General features: G+C 73.8%; 16 protein-coding genes. 4 read left to right on the top strand and 12 right to left on the bottom strand.

Annotation, left to right across the window (positions count from 1 at the left end; all coding sequences use genetic code 11):
- Positions 1-254 precede the first annotated feature (254 nt).
- The 3 genes from LN652_RS17870 to LN652_RS17860 all read right to left on the bottom strand — a co-directional run bounded on the left by LN652_RS17870 (position 255) and on the right by LN652_RS17860 (position 4,807).
- On the bottom strand, positions 255-1,970 hold the full coding sequence (locus LN652_RS17870) for a GMC oxidoreductase (RefSeq protein WP_230441931.1): 1,716 nt from the start codon (positions 1,968-1,970) through the stop codon (positions 255-257).
- Position 1,971: 1 nt separating this feature from the next.
- Complete coding sequence (locus tag LN652_RS17865; protein WP_230441930.1) at positions 1,972-3,600, bottom strand: succinic semialdehyde dehydrogenase; 1,629 nt, start codon at positions 3,598-3,600, stop codon at positions 1,972-1,974.
- A 97-nt stretch (positions 3,601-3,697) separates the two neighbouring features.
- A complete protein-coding gene (locus tag LN652_RS17860; RefSeq protein WP_230441929.1) occupies positions 3,698-4,807 on the bottom strand; it encodes a GuaB3 family IMP dehydrogenase-related protein in 1,110 nt (369 codons plus the stop codon).
- A gap of 118 nt (positions 4,808-4,925) precedes the next feature.
- Here LN652_RS17860 and LN652_RS17855 point away from each other — a divergent pair, with 118 nt between their 5' ends.
- Complete coding sequence (locus tag LN652_RS17855; RefSeq protein ID WP_230441928.1) at positions 4,926-5,108, top strand: hypothetical protein; 183 nt, start codon at positions 4,926-4,928, stop codon at positions 5,106-5,108.
- A 103-nt stretch (positions 5,109-5,211) separates the two neighbouring features.
- On the opposite strand, the gene LN652_RS17850 is transcribed toward LN652_RS17855, so the two are convergent.
- Genes LN652_RS17850 through LN652_RS17840 form a run of 3 tightly spaced genes read right to left on the bottom strand, consistent with a single transcriptional unit; the run spans position 5,212 to position 8,690 of the window.
- Positions 5,212-5,850, bottom strand: coding sequence for a TetR/AcrR family transcriptional regulator (locus tag LN652_RS17850; RefSeq protein ID WP_230441927.1), 639 nt, complete (start codon positions 5,848-5,850; stop codon positions 5,212-5,214).
- Positions 5,851-5,873: 23 nt separating this feature from the next.
- Positions 5,874-6,797 carry an L-lactate dehydrogenase gene (locus LN652_RS17845; protein WP_230441926.1) on the bottom strand — a complete coding sequence of 308 codons (924 nt, stop codon included), beginning with the start codon at positions 6,795-6,797 and terminating at the stop codon, positions 5,874-5,876.
- A 54-nt stretch (positions 6,798-6,851) separates the two neighbouring features.
- Complete coding sequence (locus tag LN652_RS17840) at positions 6,852-8,690, bottom strand: flavin-containing monooxygenase (RefSeq protein ID WP_230441925.1); 1,839 nt, start codon at positions 8,688-8,690, stop codon at positions 6,852-6,854.
- Positions 8,691-8,793: 103 nt separating this feature from the next.
- On the opposite strand from LN652_RS17840, the gene LN652_RS17835 reads away from it, so the two are divergent.
- Positions 8,794-10,014 (top strand): GAF domain-containing protein, encoded by a 1,221-nt coding sequence (locus LN652_RS17835; RefSeq protein ID WP_230441924.1) that lies wholly within the window; start codon positions 8,794-8,796, stop codon positions 10,012-10,014.
- Between the two features lie 67 nt (positions 10,015-10,081).
- Positions 10,082-11,824, top strand: a complete 1,743-nt coding sequence (locus LN652_RS17830; protein WP_230441923.1) for a CHAP domain-containing protein — start codon at positions 10,082-10,084, stop codon at positions 11,822-11,824.
- 16 nt (positions 11,825-11,840) lie between these two features.
- Here LN652_RS17830 and LN652_RS17825 read toward each other — a convergent pair whose 3' ends face one another.
- From LN652_RS17825 to LN652_RS17815, 3 genes are all read right to left on the bottom strand, one after another.
- Positions 11,841-13,832, bottom strand: a complete 1,992-nt coding sequence (locus LN652_RS17825; RefSeq protein WP_230441922.1) for a pre-peptidase C-terminal domain-containing protein — start codon at positions 13,830-13,832, stop codon at positions 11,841-11,843.
- A 130-nt stretch (positions 13,833-13,962) separates the two neighbouring features.
- Complete coding sequence (gene guaB / locus LN652_RS17820) at positions 13,963-15,465, bottom strand: IMP dehydrogenase (RefSeq protein WP_230441921.1); 1,503 nt, start codon at positions 15,463-15,465, stop codon at positions 13,963-13,965.
- A gap of 24 nt (positions 15,466-15,489) precedes the next feature.
- Positions 15,490-16,311 (bottom strand): patatin-like phospholipase family protein, encoded by an 822-nt coding sequence (locus LN652_RS17815; protein ID WP_230441920.1) that lies wholly within the window; start codon positions 16,309-16,311, stop codon positions 15,490-15,492.
- A 142-nt stretch (positions 16,312-16,453) separates the two neighbouring features.
- Between LN652_RS17815 and LN652_RS17810 the strand changes: the two genes are divergently transcribed.
- Positions 16,454-17,986, top strand: a complete 1,533-nt coding sequence (locus LN652_RS17810) for a hypothetical protein (protein WP_230441919.1) — start codon at positions 16,454-16,456, stop codon at positions 17,984-17,986.
- Between the two features lie 53 nt (positions 17,987-18,039).
- Here LN652_RS17810 and LN652_RS17805 read toward each other — a convergent pair whose 3' ends face one another.
- From LN652_RS17805 to LN652_RS17795, 3 genes are all read right to left on the bottom strand, one after another.
- Positions 18,040-18,900 carry a GNAT family N-acetyltransferase gene (locus tag LN652_RS17805; RefSeq protein ID WP_230441918.1) on the bottom strand — a complete coding sequence of 287 codons (861 nt, stop codon included), beginning with the start codon at positions 18,898-18,900 and terminating at the stop codon, positions 18,040-18,042.
- Positions 18,901-18,976: 76 nt separating this feature from the next.
- On the bottom strand, positions 18,977-20,134 hold the full coding sequence (locus tag LN652_RS17800) for a hypothetical protein (RefSeq protein WP_230441917.1): 1,158 nt from the start codon (positions 20,132-20,134) through the stop codon (positions 18,977-18,979).
- Complete coding sequence (locus LN652_RS17795) at positions 20,131-22,347, bottom strand: multicopper oxidase family protein (protein ID WP_230441916.1); 2,217 nt, start codon at positions 22,345-22,347, stop codon at positions 20,131-20,133. The genes LN652_RS17800 and LN652_RS17795 overlap by 4 nt, the downstream gene beginning before the upstream one ends.
- Positions 22,348-22,492: the final 145 nt, after the last annotated feature.

Raw genomic sequence — 22,492 nt, 5'->3', positions numbered from 1 at the left:
GAGGGAGCTGAGCTGCCGGACCCCTCACCCCGCCCAACGACGCCTGCGTTGCCCGGTTACGGCCCGTGTGGACGGAATTCGGTCGGGATCGCTCGAGGGTGGCGGCACACGACACAGGCGCGCCCACCCTGGCGGCACACGACACCGTCGGCGCCCGGATCGATGTCGTATGCCGCCACCCTCGACCACACCGATGTCGGGTGCCGCCACCCTCAGGCGGCGGGCGGCCGACGGCCCCGGACGCACCAGCAGGATCAGCTCACGCCGACGATCGGCAGCCGCAGCGCTCCCGGCGCGGCCTCCGGCACGACCGGGTTCTTCGGCTCGACCGGGGCGAGGCGCCGGTAGGCCGACCCCAGCGCCGGGCGCGGGTCGGGCTCGCCCTTGTTGGGCCAGTACGCCATCGCCCGCTCGGCCTGCGCGGTGATCGTGAGCGACGGGTTGACGCCGAGGTTGGCCGAGACCGCCGAGCCGTCGACGACGTGCAGGCCCTCGTGGCCGAACAGCCGCTGCCACGGGTCGACCACGCCGGTCTGCGGGGAGTCGCCGATCGTGCAGCCGCCGATGAAGTGCGCGGTCAGGGGACGGTTGAACGGCTCGCCGACGTTGCCGCCGGGCGTGCCGCCCATCTTCTCCGCCATCCGGCGCACGGCGTCGTAGGCGACGGGGATGTAGGTCGGGTTGGGCAGCCCGTGGCCCTGCTCGCTGGTCATCCGCCAGCCGAAGCGGCCCTTGACGCCCTTGGTGGTGATCGAGTTGTCGAGGGTCTGCATCACCAGCGCGACGACGGTCCGCTCGGACCAGTGCCGGAAGTCGTAGAGGTCGAGCGCAGTACGCCGCTGGGCCCACAGCTCGCGCAGCCAGGTCCGGACCCGCGAGGTGCCGGGCACGTCGTCGGCCAGCACGGTCTGCAGCAGCGCCATCGCGTTGGAGCCCTTGCCGTAGCGGCAGGGCTCGACGTGGGTCACGTCGTCGGGGTGCCACGAGGAGGTGATCGCGACGCCCTCGGTGTAGTCGACCGTGCTGCTCGACGGGGCGAGCGCGCCGAGGATCGACTCGGAGTTCGTCCGGGTGAGCACCCCGAGCCGGTCGCTGATGCCGGGCAGGTCGCCCTCCCCCTTGAGCTGGTGGAGCAGCTTCTGGGTGCCGAGCGCCGCCGCGGAGAACACGACCTGGTCGGCGGTGAACGTCCTCGTCGCGGTGCGGCGCGAGAGCTTGGCCTTGGTCCAGCGGGCGGTGACCTCGTAGCCGCCGCCCGCTCGCGGGCGCACGCGGGTGACGGTGGTCAGCGGGTGCACCACCGCGCCGGCCTGCTCGGCGAGGTGGAGGTAGTTCTTGACCAGGGTGTTCTTGGCGTTGTGCCGGCAGCCGGTCATGCACTCGCCGCAGTTGAGGCACGCGTTGCGGACCGGGCCGACGCCGCCGAAGAACGGGTCGGCCACCTCGTCGCCGGCCTCCGCGTCGGGGCCGCCGAAGAACACGCCGACGGGCGTCGGGTGGAACGTGTCGCCGACCCCCATGTCGTCGGCCACCTGCTTCATCACCTCGTCGGCCGGCGTGTGCCGCGGGTTCTGGACGACGCCGAGCATCCGCTTGGCCTGGTCGTAGTAGGGCGCGAGCTCGGACTTCCAGTCGGTGATGTGGGCCCACGACGGGTCGCGGAAGAACGCGTCGAGCGGCTCGTAGAGGGTGTTGGCGTAGACTAGCGACCCCCCGCCGACGCCCGCACCGGCGAGGATCATGCAGTCCTTGACCATGTCGATGCGCTGGATGCCGTACATCCCGAGCGACGGCGCGAAGAGGAACCGCTTCGCGTCGAACGACGTGGCCGGGAAGTCGCCGTCCTCGAAGCGGGCGCCGGCCTCGAGGACGCCCACCGAGTAGCCCTTCTCGGTCAGCCGCAGCGCGGTGACCGACCCGCCGAAGCCGGAGCCGACGACGAGGACGTCGTAGTGGGTCTCCTGGGCCACGTCAGGCCCGGCCCAGCTTGTTGAGCAGCCGCAGCGCGGAGGTCATCACCCTCGCGTTGGTCTCCTCCGACATGCCGAGCATCGGGGCGATCGGCACCAGCCGCTGGGTCGCGACCGACTGGGCCTCGGTGTAGCGCAGCACGCCCTCGGCGCCCTGCCGGCGTCCCATCCCGGACTCGCGCATGCCGCCCATCGGGGCGCCGAGCGAGCCGAACGTCGCGCCGTAGGCCTCGTTGACGTTGACCGTGCCGCACCGGATCCGGCGCGCGACCGCGCGGCCGCGCGCGGCGTCGCGGGTGTAGACCGAGGCGTTGAGGCCGTAGTGCCCGTCGTTGGCGCGGGCGATGGCCTCGTCCTCGCTGTGGAAGCGGTAGAGGGAGACGACGGGGCCGAAGGTCTCCTTCCCGAAGCACTCCATGTCGACCGACACCCCCTCGAGGATCGTCGGCTCGAAGACGAAGGGGCCGAGGTCGGGGCGCGCGCGCCCGCCGGTGAGCACCGTCGCGCCCTTCGCGACGGCGTCCTCCACGTGGGCGGTGACCGTGTCGAGCTGGGCCTGGGAGATCAGCGAGCCCATGTCGACGTTCCAGTCCTGGCTGGCGCCCAGCGTCATCGCCTGCGTGCGGGAGACGAACGCGTCGACGAACCGGTCGTAGACCTGGTCGGCGACGTAGAGCCGCTCCATCGACACGCAGAGCTGGCCGGCGTTGGAGAACACCGCGCGCACCGCGCCCTCCGCGGCGCGGTGCACGTCGGCGTCGCGCAGCACCAGCATCGGGTTCTTGCCGCCGAGCTCCAGCGAGCAGCCGACCAGCCGGTCGGCGCACTGCCGGGCGATCACCCGCCCGGTGGCCGTCGAGCCCGTGAAGCAGACGTAGTCGGCGGACGCGACGACCGCGCCGCCCACCTCGGGGCCGCTGCCCGCGACGACCTGCCACACCTCGGGCGGGAAGCCCGCCTGGTCGAGCAGCTCGGCGGCCAGCAGCGCGGTGAGCATGGTCTGCAGGTCGGGCTTGGCGACCACGGCGTTGCCGGCGAGCAGGGCCGGGATGCCGTCGCAGAGCGCCATGGTGAGGGGGTAGTTCCAGGGCGAGATGATGCCGACGACGCCCTTCGGCACCCGGTGCACCTCGGCGCGCGTGAGCACCGGGAACATGCCGGCGACGCGGCGGCTGTCGAGGTGCTGGTGGGCGGTGCGGGCGTAGTAGCGCGCGGTCAGCGCGAGGTGGGCGACCTCGAGGTACGCGTCCTTGCGGGCCTTGCCCGACTCCCAGACCACCAGGTCGATCAGCTCGTCCTGCCGGTCGAGCAGCAGGTCGTGCAGGCGCAGCAGCGCGGCGGCGCGCTCGTCGAGCGAGGTGCCGGCCCACGCCGCCTGCGCGCGGCGGGCGCGCTCGAACGCCTCGGCGACGTCGTCCTCGGACGACACCGGGAGGTGCGCGAGCGGGGCGCCGCCGACCGGGGACGCCACCGCGTGGGTGCTGCCGGAAGTGCTGACGACCCGGGACGTCAGCCGTGCGACGTAGGTGCGGTCGAGGGCGTAGGCCGCGGTGGCGTCGTGCTCGGGGTCGGCGGGACCGTCGACGACCGGACCGGTGTGCTCGCCGCCCGCAGGGCTCTGCTCACTCATCCTGGCAGCGTAGGACGCCCCCGGGCGGGCGGCTACCGGTTGGTCACCTTCGTCCCACCATTTGACATGTCAGGCCGATTTGTCCAACGCGGAGCGGTCAGTGCTGGACGACGACCTCGATGCGCTGGAACTCCTTGAGCTCGGTGTAGCCCGTCGTCGCCATCGCGCGGCGCAGCGCGCCGACGAGGTTCATGGTGCCGTCGGCCGTGCGCGAGGGACCGAACATGATCTCCTCCAGCGACCCGACGGGCTCGAACCCGACCCGCTGGCCGCGGGGCAGGTCGGCGTGCGTGGCCTCGCTCCCCCAGTGGAAGCCGTGGCCGGGCGCCTCGGTCGCGCGGGCCAGCGGCGAGCCGATCATCACCGCGTCGGCGCCGCAGGCGATCGCCTTGGCGATGTCGCCGGAGCTGCCGATCGAGCCGTCGGCGATGACGTGGACGTAGCGGCCGCCCGACTCGTCGAGGTAGTCGCGACGAGCAGCCGCCACGTCGGCCACCGCGCTCGCCATCGGCACCGCGACGCCGAGGACGGTGCGGGTGGTGTGGGCCGCGCCGCCGCCGAAGCCGACCAGCACGCCGGCCGCGCCGGTGCGCATCAGGTGGAGCGCCGCCTGGTAGGTCGCGCAGCCGCCGACGATCACCGGGACGTCGAGCTCGTAGATGAACTCCTTGAGGTTCAGCGGCTCGGCCCGGCTGCTGACGTGCTCGGCGCTGACCGTCGTGCCGCGGATGACGAACATGTCGACGCCCGCGTCGACGACCGCCTTGACGTGCTCCTTGGTGCGCTGCGGCGACAGCGAACCCGCGACGGTCACGCCGGCCTCGCGCACCTCCTGCAGCCGCGCGGTGATGAGCTCCGGCTTGATCGGCTCGAGGTAGATCTCCTGCAGCCGCCGGGTCGCGTCGGTGCCCTCGAGGCCGGCGACCTCCGCCAGCAGCCCGGTCGGGTCGTCGTAACGGGTCCAGAGGCCCTCGAGGTCGAGCACGCCGAGCCCGCCCATCCGACCGAGCGCGATCGCGGTGGACGGCGACATGACCGAGTCCATCGGCGCGGCGAGCACCGGGATGTCGAAGCGGTAGGCGTCGATCTGCCAGGCGGTGCTGACCTCCTCGGGGTCGCGGGTGCGCCGCGAGGGCACGATCGCGATGTCGTCGAAGGAGTACGCGCGGCGACCGCGCTTGGCACGGCCGATCTCGATGTCGGTCACGGGCCCAGCCTATCGGCGACCCAGGGTGGCGCCGTGAACTACACCTGGCACGCCGTCGACGGCCGGATGGCGGAGATCTGCGACCAGTGCGGCTTCGACGCCCGCGAGCTCACCGGAGGTGCGGACGAGGCCGCGCGGCTGGACGCGGCGTACGCCGCCCTGGACCACCCCGGCCGGGACGCTCACCGACCTCGACGCGCTGCGGACCGCCGTACGCGAGCACCACGTGCTGGACGTCCGCTGCGGCCACGCCTCGCTGGCCCGGGCCGACCTCCCCGAGGTGTCCTTCCGCCCGACCTGAGCGCGCCCGGGTCGCGACGCGGCAGGTCCGGCCGGGCCCCCGCCCGACCGGACCTTCTGTGCGCGGAACCCAACCCCCACAATTGGATCCGGTCACATCGTACTCAATAGGTGGTGCCGTGGTCCACGGCGGCGCGCAACGACCGGCGCAGCCACGCGGCGTAGCGCTCGATCGTCCAGCCGCGGTGCTGGGCCAGGGTCTGGTAGACCTCCGCCCGGGTCAGCAGGTAGACCTCGTCGACGGCGTCGGGCGCCGGCTCGCCGACGGCGACGAGCCGCACCAGCTCCTCGCACACGGCCGCGTGCGAGAGGTGGGCGGTCCGGACGAGGTCGCGCAGCGTGGGGTCCTGCTCGGCCCCGCTGAGGAGCACCCCGACCAGGGGCCCCATCGGCTCGACGATCCCGCAGGCGAACTCCACGAACCGGTCGAGCCGCGCGTCCGGGTCGGGGTCGTCCTCGAGCCGGAGCTCGTGGAAGGCGTTGAGCAGGCCGCCGCGGCGGCCCAGGCCGGCGGAGGCGAAGGCCGCCATGAACAGGCCGGCCTTGCCGCCGAAGCCCTTGGTGACCCACTCGACCGAGACCTCGGCCTCGCCCGCGACCAGCGCGAGCGTGGTGCCGTTCCAGCCGTGCTCGGCGAACAGCCGGGCCGCGACCTCGGCGACGCGCTGGCGGCGCTGCTCGGCGGCGGCGCGGCGGCGACTGGCGTCGTACGGGCGGCGGGCGGGCGCGGCGTCGTGCTCCACGGCGCGAGCCTAGGCGACCGCGGTCAGAAGCCGAGCCCGCGGGCGGTCGCCCGGATGCCGTCGGCGCTGCGCCTGAGCCCGTCGAGCTCGTCGGCGCTCATCGGGACCTCGAGCCGCCGCTCGGCGCCACCGGCGCCGACCACGGTCGGCACCGAGAGGCAGACGTCTCCGATGCCGTGGAAGTCCTCGAGCAGCGTGGAGACCGGCAGCACCCGCTTCTCGTCGCGCAGCACCGCCTCGATGATCCGGCTCGCGGAGACGCCGATCGCGTAGTTGGTGGCGCCCTTGCCGCGGATGATCTCGTAGGCCGCCCCGACCACCTCCGCGGCCATCGCGTCGCGCTCGGCGGCCGGGACCAGGTCGGCGATCGGGACCCCGCCGATGGTGGCGCTGCTCCACAGCGGGATCTCGCTGTCGCCGTGCTCGCCGACGACGTAGGCGTGGACGTTCTGCACCGCGACCCCGCACCGCGCCGCGAGCAGGCCGCGCAGGCGCGCCGAGTCGAGCACCGTGCCGGAGCCGAAGAGCTGCTCGGTGCCCAGCCCGGTGATGCGCTGGGCGGCGTAGGTCACCACGTCGACGGGGTTGGTGACCATGACGAACGTCGCGTCGGGGGCCACCTCGACGAGCGCCGGCATGAGGGACCGCAGCATCCCCGTCGTCGACGCCGCCAGGTCCAGTCGCGACTGCCCGGGCTGCTGCTTCGCGCCGGCCGTCACCGCGACGACGCTCGCGCCGGCGCACACCGCGACGTCGGTGGACGCCTCGACGTGCGCGGTCGGCAGGAACTGCAGGCCCTGGCGCAGGTCGAGCTCCTCGGCGCGCACCTTGGGGCCGTCGACGTCGTGCAGCGCGACGGTGGTGGCAACGCCGCGCACCAGGCAGGCGTAGGCGAGCGTGGAGCCGACGGCGCCGGCACCGACGATGGCGATCTTCGCTGAGGTCACGCTGCATCGTGGCACCGGCGCCGGCCGGCGGACAGGGACCAACGTCCCGTCGGGTCAGCCCAGGTGGTGCACCTCCTGCAGCCGGTGGACCGGGGTGTCGATCCCCTCGAAGCGCGCCTTGAGCTGGAGCGCGAGGTAGAGCGAGTAGTGCCGCGACTGGTGCAGGTTGCCGCCGTGCATCCACAGGTTCGCGACCTGCGTCGGCTTCCACATGTTGCGCTGCTCGCCCTCCCACGGGCCCGGGTCCTTGGTGGTGTCCGACCCCAGGCCCCAGCACTTGCCGAGCCGGTCGGCCGTCTCCTGGTCGACGAGGTCCGCCACCCACCCGTTCATCGAGTTGTAGCCGGTCGCGAACACCACCACGTCGGCCGGCAGCGTGGTGCCGTCCTCGAGCACGGCGGCGTCCTCGGTCAGGTGGTCGACCTGGCCCTGCACCAGCTTCACGTCGCCGTTCGCCACGAGGTCGGCGGCGCCGACGTCGATGTAGTAGCCCGACCCGCGGCGCAGGTACTTCATGAACAGCCCCGAGCCGTCGTCGCCCCAGTCGTGGCGGAAGCCGGCCCGCTCCAGCCGCTCGTAGAAGTCCTTGTCGCGCTCGGCCATCGCCTCGTAGGCCGGGATCTGGAAGGTGTGCAGGATCCGGTAGGGCAGCGAGGCGAAGATCATGTCCGCCTTCTCGGTGGTGACCCCGGCGGCGAGGGCGCGCTCGGAGTAGAGGTCGCCGAGGCCGATGTCCATCAGGCTGTCGCTGCGCACGATGTGGGTCGAGGACCGCTGCACCATCGTCACGTCCGCGTCGTTCTCCCACAGCGCGCCGCAGATGTCGAAGGCCGAGTTGTTGCTGCCGATGACGACCGCGCGCTTCCCGGCGTACGCGTCCGGGCCGGGGTGCGCCGAGGAGTGGTGGACGTCGCCGGCGAACACGTCGAGCCCGGGGATGTCGGGCATCCGCGGCTTGCCGCTCATGCCGGTGGCGAAGACCAGCTGGGTCGGGCGCAGCGTCAACGGCCGGCCCTCCCGCTCGACCTCGACCGTCCACTCCCCCGTCTCGTCGGACCAGGAGGCGCCGGTGGCCACGGTGCTCGACCAGTAGGGCACCTCCATGATCCGGACGTAGGACTCCAGCCAGTCGGCGATCTTGTCCTTCGGCGCGAAGACCGGCCAGTTGTCGGGGAACTTGAGGTAGGGCAGGTGGTCGTACCAGACCGGGTCGTGCAGGCACAGCGACTTGTAGCGGTTGCGCCACTGGTCGCCGGGGCGCGGGTGCTTGTCGATGACCAGGCTCGGCACACCGAGCTGGCGCAGCCGGGCGCCGAGCGCGATGCCGCCCTGGCCGCCGCCGATGACCAGGACGTAGGGCTGGGTGGTGCTGCCGAGGCTCTCGGCCTCCGCCTGGCGCTGCTCCTTCCAGGTCTCGCGGTGCTTGTCCGCACCGTGCCGGGCGCCCATCGGCCGGTGCGTGCCGCGCGGCTCCTCGTGGCCCTTCAGCTCGTGGAGCGCGGTGAGCAGCGTCCAGGCCCGGTCCTCGCCGTCCTCCTGGACGAGCCGCAGGAGGCCGTTGCCGCGCCCGACCGCGGTCTCGAAGCCGATCCACGCGGTGACCACGCCGTCGACGTCGTCGGGGGGCTCGGTGGTGGCGAACCCGGAGGGCGCGACCCGGGCGCCCACCGCGCCGACCAGGTCGGCGACGCCGTCGCGCCCCTCGACCGTGGTGAGGTTCCAGGTGAACGCGACCAGGTCGCGCCAGTAGCACTCGGTGGCGAACAGCGCGGCGGACGCCTCCGCGTCGCCGGCGGCCACCGCGGCCTCGAAGCGGTGCAGCCACGCGTCGACGCGGGCCTGGGGGTCGGTGGTCGCGCCGGCCGCGGTCGCGGGATCCAGGGTCTGGGTCATCGTCTCTCCTTCACCTACGCTGGTGTGACCGAGCACACACCGTCCGGGACGCAGCGCGACAGGGTTGCGGGACGTTGCAACGGCTCGCCCGGAGGGACTCCCGATGACCGACCGCGACCAGCACCGCGTGCGCGAGGCGACGCTCACCGGTGACCCGCGCGCCGGGCTCCCCCGCACCGAGATCGCGGCGTCCTGGCGGCGGGTCGCGGCCACCGGCCTCGACCCCGGCTCGGGCGCCGACATCCCGCCCGTCGGCGGCGCCGAGCTCGAGCGCAGGCGGGCCGCGAGCGGGCTGGCCGACCTGGTGCCGCGGCTCGCGGAGTCGCTCGCCCCGGTGGTGGACGCCGGCCAGCTGGTGGTCGTCGCCGACGCCGAGGGGAGGGTGCTGTGGCGCCTGGGCAGCAGCCGCGTACGCCGTCTCGCCGACGACCTCGGGTTCGTCGGGGGCTCCGCGTGGACCGAGGCCAACGTCGGGACCAACGCCATCGGGACCGCGCTGGTGCTCGGCACCCCCGTGCAGGTCCTGGGGGCCGAGCACTTCGTCGAGTCGCACACCCGCTGGGGGTGCGCGGCCGCGCCCCTGGTCGACCCGTGGACCGGTCGGACCCTCGGCGTCGTCGACGTCAGCGGACCGAGCCGCGGCATGCACCCCGCCGAGCTCGCGCTGGTCGAGCTGGCCGCCCGGCTGACCTCGGCCGAGCTGGTCGCCCGGCACCGCGCGGCGCTCGACCGGCTCCGGGCGCGAGCGGCGCCGCTGCTCGCCCGGCTCACCGGGGACGTCCTCGCCACCGACCACGCAGGTCACCTCGCCGCGTCGATCGGCAGCCGCAGCCCCGACCGGGTGGCGCTGCCGGACGGGCTCCGCGCCGGACGGGTCTGGCTGCCGACCCTCGGCGACGCGACCGTCGAGCCGCTCGACGGCGGCTGGCTGCTGCGCCTCGAGGGCGGCGGCCACGACGGCGGGCCCGGCACCTCGGTGGTGCTCGACCTCGACGGCGACCCCCGGCTGCTGGTCGGAGGTCCGAGCGGGTCGTGGTCGCGCACGCTGTCCCCGCGGCACGCCGAGATCCTGCTCGCCCTCGTGGGCGCCGGCTCGGCGGGGCGCACCGCCGTCCAGCTCGCGGAGGACCTCTTCGACGACCCGGGGCGGACCGTGACGGTGCGCGCCGAGGTCTCGCGGCTGCGCCGGCTCGCCGGCAGCCTCCTGCTGTCCGGTCCCTACCGGATCGCCCCCGGGCCCACCACCGAGGTGCGGGGCGACCGCACGGCGGCGCTGCCGCGCTCGTCGGCCCCGGTCGTGCGCCGCTGGCGCGCCACCGTGTGACGAACGCCCCGGGAAAGGTTTTCCCAAACCGACCACGCGCCGCGCGGGCCGTACCTACCGTGCAGTGGTGGGGATCAACGAGGGGACGCGGCGCCACGCGCTGCGCCGGACGACGGCACGCGCGCTCGCGACCGCCTGCGTGGCGGGCGGGCTGATGCTCGTGACCGCGCCGCTGGCACAGGCAGACGACGACTACCCGTGGGCGGGTCAGGGCCAGTGCCCGATCCTCCCGCAGGAACCGATCGTCGAGCCGACGCCCACACCGACGCCCACGCCGACGCCGTCCCCCGGCCCCGGCGCCCCGGGCCCGAAGGCCGCCCCGGAGCCCGAGCCGGTCCTGCCGCCGCCCCCGCCGCCGGTGCTCGACCCCGTCAGCGGTCACCTCTACGACCCGCGCGGCCCGCGGCCGACCTGCGCCCGCCGGGTGTGGGCGATCGACGGCTCGATCGGCGACCCCTGGGGCTTCGTGCTCCGCAACTGCACGAGCTTCGTGGCCTGGCGGATGCAGGAGCGCAACCGCCTCGACGGCTTCGGCAACCACTTCCGCGGCCGGCACTGGGGCAACGCGGCCAACTGGGACGACGCGGCCCGCGCGCTGGGCTACCGCGTCGACGGGGTGCCCGCCATCGGTGCCGTCGCCCAGACCGACGCCGGCCGGGTCGGCCACGTCGCCTGGGTCAGCGCCATCGGACCCGGCACCGTGACGGTCGAGGAGTACAACCACGCGCTCCCGGGCGGCTACGGCACCCGCACCGTCCCGGTCGGCGACTTCCGCTACCTCCACCTCGACGACGTCGCACCCTCGCCGCTGGTCGGGTCCGACCGGCCGGTGGTGTCGGTCCCGGACGGCCTCGGCGAGTCGTGGACCGCCCGCGTCGACGCCTCCGGCACGCTGCGCGTCGCCCGCCCCGGCCGCCCGGCACGCGTCGTGGGACGCCCCGGCTCCTTCTCCGCCGTCGCGGCCCCGGCCCTCGCCCTCGACGACCGGGGTCGCCCGTGGCTGGCGGCCACCACCGCGACGGGCCGGGCCCTGGCCGGCGCCCTGCGCGGTCCCCGCTTCGCCCTGCGCGACGTCGCCGCGGCGGCCGCCACCTCCAGCCCGGCGATCGCGCTGTCCCGCACCGGCCGTCCGGTGCTGGCCACCATCGCCGGCGACGGCACCCTCTCCACCCGCCGGCTCACCCAGCGCGGACGCTGGAGCCGGCCCGAGCGGGTCGGCCGGCCCGGGTCGTGGGCGACCCACACCGCGCCGGTCCTCGGCCACGACGGCTCCGGCCGCACCTGGCTGGTGGCCGTGACGGCCGGCGGCGCGACGTACGCCGAGGGCCTCGAGCGCGGCCGGCTGCACCGCCTCGCCGGTGCCCGCGCCTCGATCACCTCGACGCCGGCCCTCAGCCTGTCCGGTGACGGGTCCGCCCACCTGCACCAGGTGGGCGCGGACGGGCGGCTCACCGTCCGCACGCTGCAGGCGGGACGCTGGAGCCGGCCCCGCGCCCTCGACGGGTCGTGGTCGGTCTACGCCTCGCCGGCCGTGGGCGTCGCCGGCGGCGGCCTCGTCGTCGCGGTGGCCGACGCCCGCGGCACGGTGCGGGTGCGTCCGGCCGTGCCGGGGCAGCCTGTCAGGGTGCGGGTCAGGCCGCTCCCCGGTGGCGACCCGACCCGGTCCCCCGCCCTCGTCACCCGCGCCAACGCGGGGGTGTTCGTGGTGTCCGGCGACGGTCCGCGAGCCGGCCGGACCGGGTTGCTGACCCGGCCGGCCACGGCACTCGTGCGGGACTCCTCACCGACCCGGGCGGGCTTCACGCCCTGACCCGGGTCGGCGGGTGTCAGCGTCCGGCGTAGGCCCAGGCGCTGACGTTGAGGGTGTCCTCCAGGCCGGTGAAGCCCTCCACCGGCGAGTAGGTGTCGGTGACGAACCGGACGTTGTCGTCGTCGGCGGTGCCGCCGATGCCGTCCGGGCCCACGCCGTAGAGGTTGGTGGCGAAGTTCGCGCCACCGCTGTCCATCATGTTGCCGATCTCGTCGGCGTTGTCGGTGTGGTAGTTGCCGATCGTGTGGCCGACCTCGTGGGCCACGACGTTGCCCACGGCCTCGGACACGAACGTCACGCGGTCGCTCGAGGCGTTCATGAAGGTGTTGAGCGACGACGCCGGGCCGGCCGGCGCGCTGAGCACGTCGAGCAGCACGATCGCCTCGTCCTGGTGGCCGTAGTTGCCCGGGTCGATGTACTGCGCGATGCCGATCGTCGAGATGCCGGTCTCGGCGATCGAGCCCGCGACGTAGATCCGCGACACGTTCTCCTGCCCGATCAGCTCGGGGTTGGTGCGGGCGTTGAGCACCTGCACGTTGACCGCGGGGTTGAGCCCGCCGGCCTGGAGCTCGGCCTGCAGGTTGCGGCGCACCACGTTGGTGATCCGGTTCTCCACCTTGCGGGCGTCGGCGCGGCCGATGCCCCACTGCGGCACGAACGCCGAGAACGGGGAGACGGTGCGCTGGCCCGGTCCGCCCCAGGTGCCGGTGTTGACCCGGCCAGGCGCGAAGTCGAGCAGCACGGTCTGGGTGCGGCCGCGGTCACCCTGGGTGCCGGGGCGGTAGCCCTCGACGGTGACGTCGTAGGCGCCGGTGCCGCCGGACACCTGGACGGAGTACCAGCCGGCCTCCTCGGCGACGTAGGCGATCGTGGTGTTGCCGCCTCCGGGCAGCGGCGAGGTCGGCGGGTAGAGCGACGACGCGTCGGTGCCGACACCGCCCACCCGCTCCTCGCCGGACGGCGTGCGGACCTTCAGGCCGGTGGCCGAGCCCTCGGAGGTCGAGCCGATGACGTCACCCGGGCGCAGGCGCAGCGAGTAGAAGTCGGCGTCGAGCTGCTGGCTGGCCACGGACAGCTTGTAGTCGCCCACGTCGGCGCCGCCGGCGCCGCTGCCGGAGTCGAACGGGTCGGCCGGCAGCGGGTCGAGGGCGTAGCCGCCGACCATGACGTAGTAGGTGCCGGCCTCGGCGGGCGTGTAGCTGAGGCTGCTCAGCACCCCGGTGCCGCTGTCGTCGTCGGCGACGAGCGGGGTGCCGTCGGCGGCGTAGACCACGAGGATGGTGTCGGTGGTGCTGGGGCTCCCCTCGGTGTCGGCGGTGAGCGTCTGGCCCTGGGCGACGTCGACGGCGTAGAAGTCGAAGTCGTTGGTGCCGTCCCCGGTCGTGCCGTGCGGGCCGTCGCCGAGCACCGAGGTGACGGTCGCCCTGCCGGTCCCGGCGATGCCGGTGTCGGTCGCGATCGGGATGGCGCCCTGGTCCTCGGCCGTGGTGACCGTGCGCGGCGCGCTGGTGGCCGGGGCGGCGAGGTCGCCGAGGATCCGGACGGCCGGCAGCCGCGAGGCCGCGGTGCCGAACTCCGGGATCGGCTCGGCGTTGGCGTGCGTGTCGTTGGACCCCGCCGTGCCGGCGGGCTCCTCCTCGTCGTGCACGAACGGGGTCGGCACCGCCTTCGCGGAGGCGCCCCCGGAGCCGAAGGCCTGGCGCCGGTTGGCGGCCAGCTTCGCCGAGTCGGCGCGCTTCTCGGCCTGGGCGTGCATGAGCTTGTTCCAGGCGAAGTAGTTCGCGTCGCCCAGGTCGGGCAGGTTGGCGAGGTAGGGGTTGGGGTTGGCCTTCGCCGTCAGTGCGGCGGCGTCGGTCTCCTTGGGTGCGACCTGGAGGCCCAGGTCGAGGGCTGCCTGCTGCTGCGGCGTGACGGTGTCCTGCCCCGCCGGAGCCGCGACGGACAGGGCCGGTATGGCGAGGGCGACGAGACCGGCGGTGCCGGTGGCTGCCCAGATGCGTGCGCGCACGTGTGTTCCTCCCGAGATGATTCCCGGGATCGAGTCCCTGTGCTGCTGCTCCCGCCTCGGCCTGGGGCCCGATCCCCTGACGAGACGAGAACCTAGGCGCTCCCGGGCCGCAGGGGAAGGGTCCTTTCGGCTACATCCCGGAGTAGTTGGGTGCCTCGACGGTCATCTGGACGCCGTGCGGGTGGCTCTCCTTGAGCGACGCGCTGGTGATCCGGACGAAGCGGCCCTTCTCCTGCAGCTCGGCGATGGTGCGGGCACCGACGTAGAACATCGACTGGTTGAGCCCGCCGACGAGCTGGTGGGCGACCGCGGACAGCGGGCCGCGGTAGGCGACCTGGCCCTCGATGCCCTCCGGCACGATCTTGTCGTCGCTGGCGACCTCGGCCTGGAAGTAGCGGTCCTTGGAGTACGACTTCTTGCCGCGGCTGCTCATCGCGCCGAGCGAGCCCATCCCGCGGTAGGACTTGAACTGCTTGCCGTTGACGAAGACCACGTCGCCGGGCGACTCCTCGCAGCCGGCCAGCATCGACCCGACCATCACGGCGTCCGCGCCGGCGACCAGCGCCTTGGCGATCTCGCCGGAGTACTTCATGCCACCGTCGGCGATCAGCGGGACGCCGGCCGGCCTGGTGGCCAGCGAGGCCTCGTAGACGGCCGTCACCTGCGGGACGCCGACGCCGGTGACGACGCGGGTGGTGCAGATGGAGCCGGGCCCGACGCCCACCTTGACCGCGTCGGCGCCGGCGTCGACGAACGCCTGCGCCCCCTCCCGGGTGGCGACGTTGCCGCCGATGACCTGGACGTGACGGGTGGCCGGGTCGGTCTTGAGCCGCCGGACCATGTCGAGCAGCAGGTGGACGTGGCCGTGGGCGGTGTCGGCGACGAGCACGTCGACGCCCGCCTCGACCAGGGTGGTGGCGCGCTCCCACGCGTCGCCGAAGTAGCCGATCGCGGCACCGACCAGCAGCCGGCCGTCGGCGTCGTAGGAGGCGTGCGGGAACTGCTCGCCCTTGACGAAGTCCTTGACCGTGATCAGGCCGCTGAGCCGGCCCTGGTCGTCGACGAGCGGGAGCCGCTCGCGCTTGTGGGCGCGCAGCAGCGCGGTCGCCTCGTCGCGGGAGATGCCGGGGTGGCCGGTGATCAGGCCCTCGCTCGTCATCACCTCGTTCACCTTGGTGGTGGCCCACTCCGCGACCGGGGTGAAGCGCAGGTCGCGGTTGGTGATGATGCCGAGCAGCCGGTCGTCGACGTCGACGACCGGGAGGCCGGAGACGCGGTACTCGCCGCACAGCCGGTCGAGCTCCTCGAGCGTCGCGTCGGGCCCGATGGTGACCGGGTTGGAGATGATGCCGGTCTGGGTGCGCTTGACCAGGTCGACCTGGCGCGCCTGGTCCTCGATCGACAGGTTGCGGTGGAGCACGCCGATGCCGCCCTCGCGCGCCATCGCGATCGCCATCCGCGCCTCGGTCACGGTGTCCATGGCCGCGCTGATCAGCGGCACCCGGATCGAGATCTCGCGGGTGAGCCGCGTGGTGGTGTCGATGTCGCTGGGAGCCAGGTCCGACTCCCCCGGCAGCAGCAGCACGTCGTCGTAGGTGAGGCCCAGGGCGGCGAACTTCTCGGGGATCTCCACGCCCCCAATCCTACGGCGGCGCGCTCAGGCGCTCACGTCGGCGTCGAGGAGGGCGTCGAGCGCCGCCGCCTCGCCCAGGCGGAACAGCGTCCCGGTGTGGGTGAAGTCGAGCATCGTGCCGCAGTAGAAGGTGCGGTCGAGCACGCAGCTGACGACCTGGACCCCGGGAGCGAGGACGGCGGCCGAGCGGTGGTGGATGGAGACGGCCAGCGACCCGATGAGCACGTCGAGGGGCGAGCGCAGCGAGCGCGCGGCCGGCGGCTTGGTGACGTCGAGCACGAACACCCGGTCGCCGGGCTCGGCGATCGCGGCGGCGGCGGACAGCGGCAGGTTCTCCGAGATGCCGGCGTCGACGTGGGGGGCCGGGCCGTCGGCGCCGTCGAGCACCACGGGCGGGAACACCGCCGGGATGGCGGCGGACGCGGCGAGCAGGTCGGCGAGCGCGCCCTGCGTGTGGTGGTGGGCCCGGCCGGTGTCCAGGTTGGTCGTGGCGACGATCGCGGTCACCGGGAGGTCCTCGAGCCGCTGGGCCGGGATCCAGGAGGCGACCAGGTCCTGGAGGCGCTCGGAGGAGAACAGGTACGGCCGGAGGCGGACGAGGTTGCCCGGGACGGCCGCGCGCGACCCGGTGATGTCCCGCGCCCGCATCGACATCCACCGGTCGGCGATCCGCTCGACGCGCTCGGGGGTGGGGTCGTAGGCCAGGGAGCACGCGTTGATGGCGCCGACCGACGCCCCGACGACGACGTCGGGCACGAACCCGGCGCCGAGGAGCGCGCGCAGCATCCCGATCTGCGCTGCTCCCCGAGAGCCGCCTCCGGAGAAGACGAAGATGTTCCTGGTCATGGGCGCCGCCGGTCTGGTCTCGGGGGAGGTCCGTGCCTTGCGGCAGCGACGAGGCCCGCCCCACTCAGGGTTCTCTTCGGCTCCCGCGGCGCGGACATGAGGCAAACCGGCCGCAGCGGGCCCGCAGTGAGAAGGTGTCGCCATGGGGCGGGGACGCGTGGTGTGGCTGGCCGCCCTCGCGGCGTTCGTGGCCCGCTTCCCGGGGCTGCTCTGGCCGCTGCGGCCCGACGAGGCCGGGTTCCTGCTCGTCGCGCGCGGCTGGCGCCCGGAGCCCGACTCGCTCTACGGCCCCACCTTCGTCGACCGGCCGCCCCCGATCATCTGGCTGATGCAGGCCAGCGACGCGCTCGGCGGGGCGTACGCCCACCGCCTCGTCGGGGCGCTGTGCTGCTCGCTGCTGGTGCTCGCCGCGGCCGCGGCCACCCGCGAGCTCGCCGCCCGGGCCGGCGTGGTCGACCCGGCGGACGTCCGGCGGCTGGCAGGGTGGGTGGCGGTGGCGACCGCAGCGCTGGTGTCGAACGCCGAGATCGACCCGGTCGCGGCGAAGGGCGAGCTGTTCGGCATCCCGCTGGTGCTCGCCTCCTGCTGGCTCTCGCTGCGCGCCGTTCGCCGCGCCTCGGCCGGCGACGCCGCCTGGGCCGGCGGGCTCGCCGTCCTCGCGGTCGGCTTCAAGCAGAGCATCCTCGGCGGGATCGTCTTCGGCGTGGTCCTCCTGGTCGGGACGGCGCTCGCCCGCCACCGGCCGTGGCGCACGGTCGCCCGCTTCGGCGTCGCCGCCGTCCTGGGCGGGCTGGTCCCGGTCGTGCTCGTGGTCGGCTGGGCGCTCGCCGCGGGGGTCCGGCTCCGCACCCTCTGGTACGCCTCGGTGTCGTTCCGCTCCGACGCCAGCCGGATCATCGCCAGCCAGGACAGCTCGGGGGCGCAGAGCCGGATCGGCACCCTCCTCGCGGTCTTCGTCGGCATCGGCATGCTCGGCGTCGTGGTCTGGCTGCTGGTCCGGCTGCGCGGGCTGGTGCGCCTCGACGCGGTGGCCACCGTGGCGGTGGCCACGATGCTGGCCGCGGACCTCGCCGGGGTGGCGGTCAGCGGGAGCTACTGGACGCCGTACCTCTTCGTGCCGATCCCCCCGGTGGCCCTCGCCCTCGCCCTGCTGGTCACCCACGAGCGGCTGCGGCCGGTCCGGCTCCGGGTGGCGCGCCCGGCGCTCGTGCTGCTGGTCGGCTCGAGCGTCGTGTCGCTGGCCGTCTGGACGGTCACCTGGGTGCACGGCCGGGTCCCGGTGGAGGTCCGCACCGGCGAGGCGATCGCCGCGGCGGCGGCGCCCGGCGACCGGGTGCTGGTCTACGGCGGCCGCGCCGACATCCAGTGGGCGACCGGCAGGACCTCCCCGTACCCGTACCTCTGGTCGCTGCCGATGCGCACCCTCGACCCCGGCCTCACCGACCTCGAGCGGGTGCTGACCGGCCCGGACTCCCCCGCGTGGTTCGTCGAGGCCACCTACATCAACACGTGGAGCGAGCTCGGGACCCGGCCGATCGAGTACAGCCTGATCCGCAAGTACCAGTTCATCCGCACCGCCTGCGACCGCTACCGGATCTACCACCTCAACTCCGTCGACCCCGTCGACGTCGACGTCGACTGCTCCACGCCGTACCGGACGATCTGGGGACGCTGACCGCGACGGGGTCCGTCCGCTCAGCCGGCGGCGAGGCGGTGGGCCCGCGCCGCCTAGGCGGGCGTGAGCCGCCGCAGCGGGATGCGCACCGTGAGGTCGTCGGCGCCCATCCGGATCCGCCCGCGCAGCCCGCTGCCGAGCACGAGCGGGAGCACCGCCGGGTTGTCGGCGGCGGTGCGGACGACGAGCTCGGACGCCCCTGCCGCCCGCGCCGCGCGCGAGGTCTCGAGGAGCAGCCGGGAGCCGAGCCCGCGCCGCCGCCAGGCCGGGTCGACGGCCAGGTCGAGGTGCCAGGACCCGTCGGGGTCGACCAGCCAGGTCGCGGTGCCGACGGCGACCGCACCGACGAGCGCGCGGACGGCGCCGGCCGTGGTCTCGATCCGGGGCTCGTCGGTGCTCGCGGCGCCGGGGGACGGTGCGCCGTCGTGCGCGGCCGCGGCGAGGACGTCGCCCACCAGCTCGGCGAGCGCCGTCCCGCGGGCGTGCTCGGCAGCCGTGAACGGGGCGGTGCGCCGCAGCTGGACCTGCACGTCGCCGATCTCGAGGTCCATGCCGTCCATCACCGCGCCGAGGTCGGCGGGGTCGGTCTCGGCGTCGAAGAGCCGGGCCACCACCTCGGGGAAGCCCGCCGGGTGCGCCAGGATCGCGCGGGCCGCGAGGACGTACCGGGTGGGCTGGTCGCCCAGCGCGGCGTCGGTACAGGGCAGCACGCTCACCCGGCTGCCGCCGGCGCCCTCGACCAGCGCGGCGAGGTCGCCCAGCTCCCAGTCGTCGGGGGTGCGCAGGACCAGCTCGTCGGTGACCCGGTCCACGCCCGGGAAGACCTGCAGGCCGAGGATGTTGACGCCCGCCTCACCGCAGCGCACCGCCAGCCCGGCCAGCGCACCGGGTCGGTCCTCCAGGGTCGTCCGCACTCTCCACAGCATGGGGTCGATGCTGCCCGGCCGATGTTTCGCCGGACGTCCGCCCACGTAACACCGGTGTCACACGTCAGTCCGTGGCCCCGGTCCCCTCGGCACCATCACCGGCGTCCACCTCCGCGTGGCCGCCCGTCCCGGACAGCAGGTCCACGCCGGGCAGCGTGCTGCCGCCGATCCCGAGCACCGTGAGCGCCACGATGCCGGCGAGGACGATGCCCCGCAGGTGCGGCGACCGGCGCGCGCCGGGGCGCGCCTCCGGCCCGGTCCTGAGGAGGGCGACGCAGAGCAGGACGGCGGCGAGCTCGAGAACACCGGCGCAGAGGTCGGCCAGCCCGACCGCCTCGGGCTCCCCGGCCTCCGGGCCGAGGGGCAGGCCGACGGCTCGGGACACCGCCCAGAGGACCAGCAGCGCTGCGGAACCGACGGCTGCGGTCACGAGGGCCGCCCGCCCGGGGCGTCGCCACACCCAGAGCGCCGAGGCGAGCTGGGCGAGGAGGACGACGACGAAGAAGACACCGGCGGCCCACCACTCGTCCAGGTGCTCGGGCACGACGGCCGCGTGGACCAGGCCCGAGCCGACGAGCAGCAGGGCCAGGGCGAGGACTGCCGGGCGGGCCTCCGTGGCGGTGGCGCCCCGACGGCGGACGGCGGCGGGGAGCGGGCCCCCGCGCAGCGCCACCGCCCACGCGACCAGTGCCAGGTCGGTGGCGAGGATGAGGGCGAACCCGACCGCCACGGCCCGCAGCTGCACGGCCAGCGAGGCGCTCTCCCGGGCCGCCAGGCAGGCGCTGTCGCAGCCGCCGTGGTCCTCCACGTGGTGGACCAGCGCGAGGCTCTGGAGGTGGTAGTCCCACAGCGAGCTCGCCAGCAGGATCGTCCCGGCGGCGACCGCGGCGGCGAGGGCCACGAGCACGATCGTCCCGAGGACCGGACCACGACCGCGCGGCCGGTCTCCCCACCATCGGCACGCGACGGCGAGTGCCGCCACCACCGCGACCACGTAGACCGGGAGCAGCTCCACCGACTCGCGCAGCCAGCTGAGGGCCGGCGCAGAGGTCCGCTCGATGGACCCGACGCTCGTGCGCAGCACCACGACCCAGAACTCGTCGGCCAGCGCCAGCAGGACCGCCAGCGGCAGCACGACCGACAGCCACGGCACCGCGCGTGTCGTCGGGCCCCGCTCCTCCGCTGCCACGGGGGCCCGCCGCGCCATCGACACGGTGCTCACGGCGAGATCGCCCAACCGAACATCATGGCGTGGTCCTCGTGGGCGAGGTTGTGGCAGTGCGCCACGTAGGGCCCGACGAAGTCGCGGAAGCCGCGGTAGACGATGACCGACTCACCGGGGTCGAGCGCGACCAGGTCCTCGCGCGACATGTCCTCGGGATGTCCTGGGTCCGCCTTGAGCGAGACGTCCTTGCCGCCGCGCATGACGGTGCGGTGCTCCTCCATGTGCAGGTGGAACGGGTGGACCCAGCCGCCGCCGCCGTTGCGGATCTCCCAGAGGTTGAAGCTGCCCTTCTTCTGGATCGCGAGCGGGGTCTTGCCCGCCGGGTTCTTCAGGCTGCGCGCCACCGACTCCGGCGTGAACGCCTGCCCGTTGACCAGCCACTCGACCTCACCGCCGAGGCTGCCGCGCTTGACCTCGAAGACGAGGCGGTTGTCCATCATGGACTTCCAGTTGGGCGGCAGCGGCGGCAGCGGGCGCATCTGCTGCGGGACGACGCTGTTGTCCTCGGCGACGTCGCCGATGACGAACTTCAGGACCGGCACCTTGTAGGCGGGGTCCGGCGTGGAGCGCAGCGAGTTGCTCCACATCCGGCCGTCCGGCATCCGCATCACGTTGGTCAGGTAGACCACGTCGCCCTTGGTCGTCGGCGTCCCGTCCTGGTAGCGGCTGAAGTCGACGATCACCTCGCGCCGCTTCGCCGGCCACAGCTCGAAGTTGTCACGCTCGATGGGGAACGGCAGCAGCCCGCCGTCAGAGGCGATCTGGGTGAACTTCATGCACTGCTGGCCGTCGGGGATCCGGTACTGCCCCTGCAGGTCGTCACCGGTGTAGCCGAGCGACACCGCGGACCTCGGGCCCTGGGTCGAGCTCATCAGCTGGAAGTCGTAGATGCGGGCGATCGAGGCGTCGAGGAAGCGGAGGCGGTACTTGCGGCGCTTCACCTCCATCACCGGGTAGGCGGTGCCGTTGACGGTGAAGATGTCGCCGACGAACCCGTGGTTGGGGAAGTGCTTGAAGAAGGTCTTGCCCCACCACTCCGGGTGCTTGGCCGGGTTCTTCGCCTCGGGGAAGTCGCCCTCGATGTCGTGGATGTCCTTGTGGGTGGTGACGCCGTCGTCGAGGCGCGTGTCGTAGAAGGCGAGCGGGATGTCGTAGTCGACGTCGAAGGACCCGTCGGCGTGGTCGTGGCGTACGCCCGGCAGGCGCAGGCCCTGCCGCTCGTCGCCCATGTCCATCCCGTTCTTCGGGTCGTAGATCGGATACAGCCCGACCATGCCCTTGTAGACGTTGCTGCCCGTCTGGTCCATGCGGTGGTCGTGGAACCAGAAGAAGCTCTGCTTCTCGGTGTCGTCGCCGCCCGCGGGCCAGTTGAGGTACAGGTTGTCGACCCAGGCGCCGGGCAGGTACCCGTTGGCGTACGGGCCGGCGGTCCTGGAGTAGTGCGGGTTGCCGTCGCTCTCGGGTGCCGTGTGCGCGTTGTGCAGGTGGGTGAGGAACGACCAGTCCGGCGAACCGAAGTCCTGCCGGTCGAGCTCGAACGGGTTCTCGTGGAGGTTGTTGACGAACCGGACCAGCACCGGCTTGCCGTACTCGGCGTTGATCATCGGTCCCGGGAAGGTCCCGTTGAAGCCGTAGATCGTGCTCATCGGCAGCGTGCGGACCTGGCCGGCGGCGTAGACCTTGCCGGTGGCGTCGAACGACTTGGCCGGGCGCCCGTTCTTGTCGATCGGGAGCACCTTGGAGGACGTGAAGGAGTGTCCCCGCACCAGCAGCTCGATCTTGTAGACGATCGGGTCCGGGGAGCCGACCATGTTGGGCCACATCTGGTGGCGCTCGTTGCGCATCGAGTTCTGCTGACCGTTGCCGGGGCCGGGTGGGTCGGTCCAGCCCTTGTACGCCGAGTCGGGCTCGGGCGCGAGCGCCCGGGGGATCGGCAGCCGGTCGGTGAAGGGCTCGAGGATCAACGGGCTGGTGGGGAACGCCTCGAGGTAGAAGACGGTGTCACCGAGCGCCGTGCCGGCGGCCGAGAAGATGCCGTCGGGACTCAGCAGTCCCCGCCGGGCGAGGGGCGGGCCGGCGAGGGCGCCGGCGGTGGTGACCCCCGCCCCGGCCGCGCCGATGGCGGTAACCCGAAGGAGGGTCCGACGCGCGAAGGTCGGGACCTCCGGGTCGAGCTCGTGCGGATCCGTGCGTCGTTCGTGCTCGTCCATGCCCACTCCCCGGAGCTCCCCACGTGACGCGGTGCGCCACCCTGATCCCGAGCGCGCACGACGCTAGGCGCTGGCTCTTGGAGTTTCCTTGGGCCGCCCCCACGGCAGACGGCAACGAGCCCCGAGGCTGCCCGGGAAGAGCAGG

This window comes from Nocardioides okcheonensis (assembly GCF_020991065.1).
Taxonomy (GTDB): domain Bacteria; phylum Actinomycetota; class Actinomycetes; order Propionibacteriales; family Nocardioidaceae; genus Nocardioides; species Nocardioides okcheonensis.
This window is presented reverse-complemented; position numbering and strand designations above follow the sequence as displayed.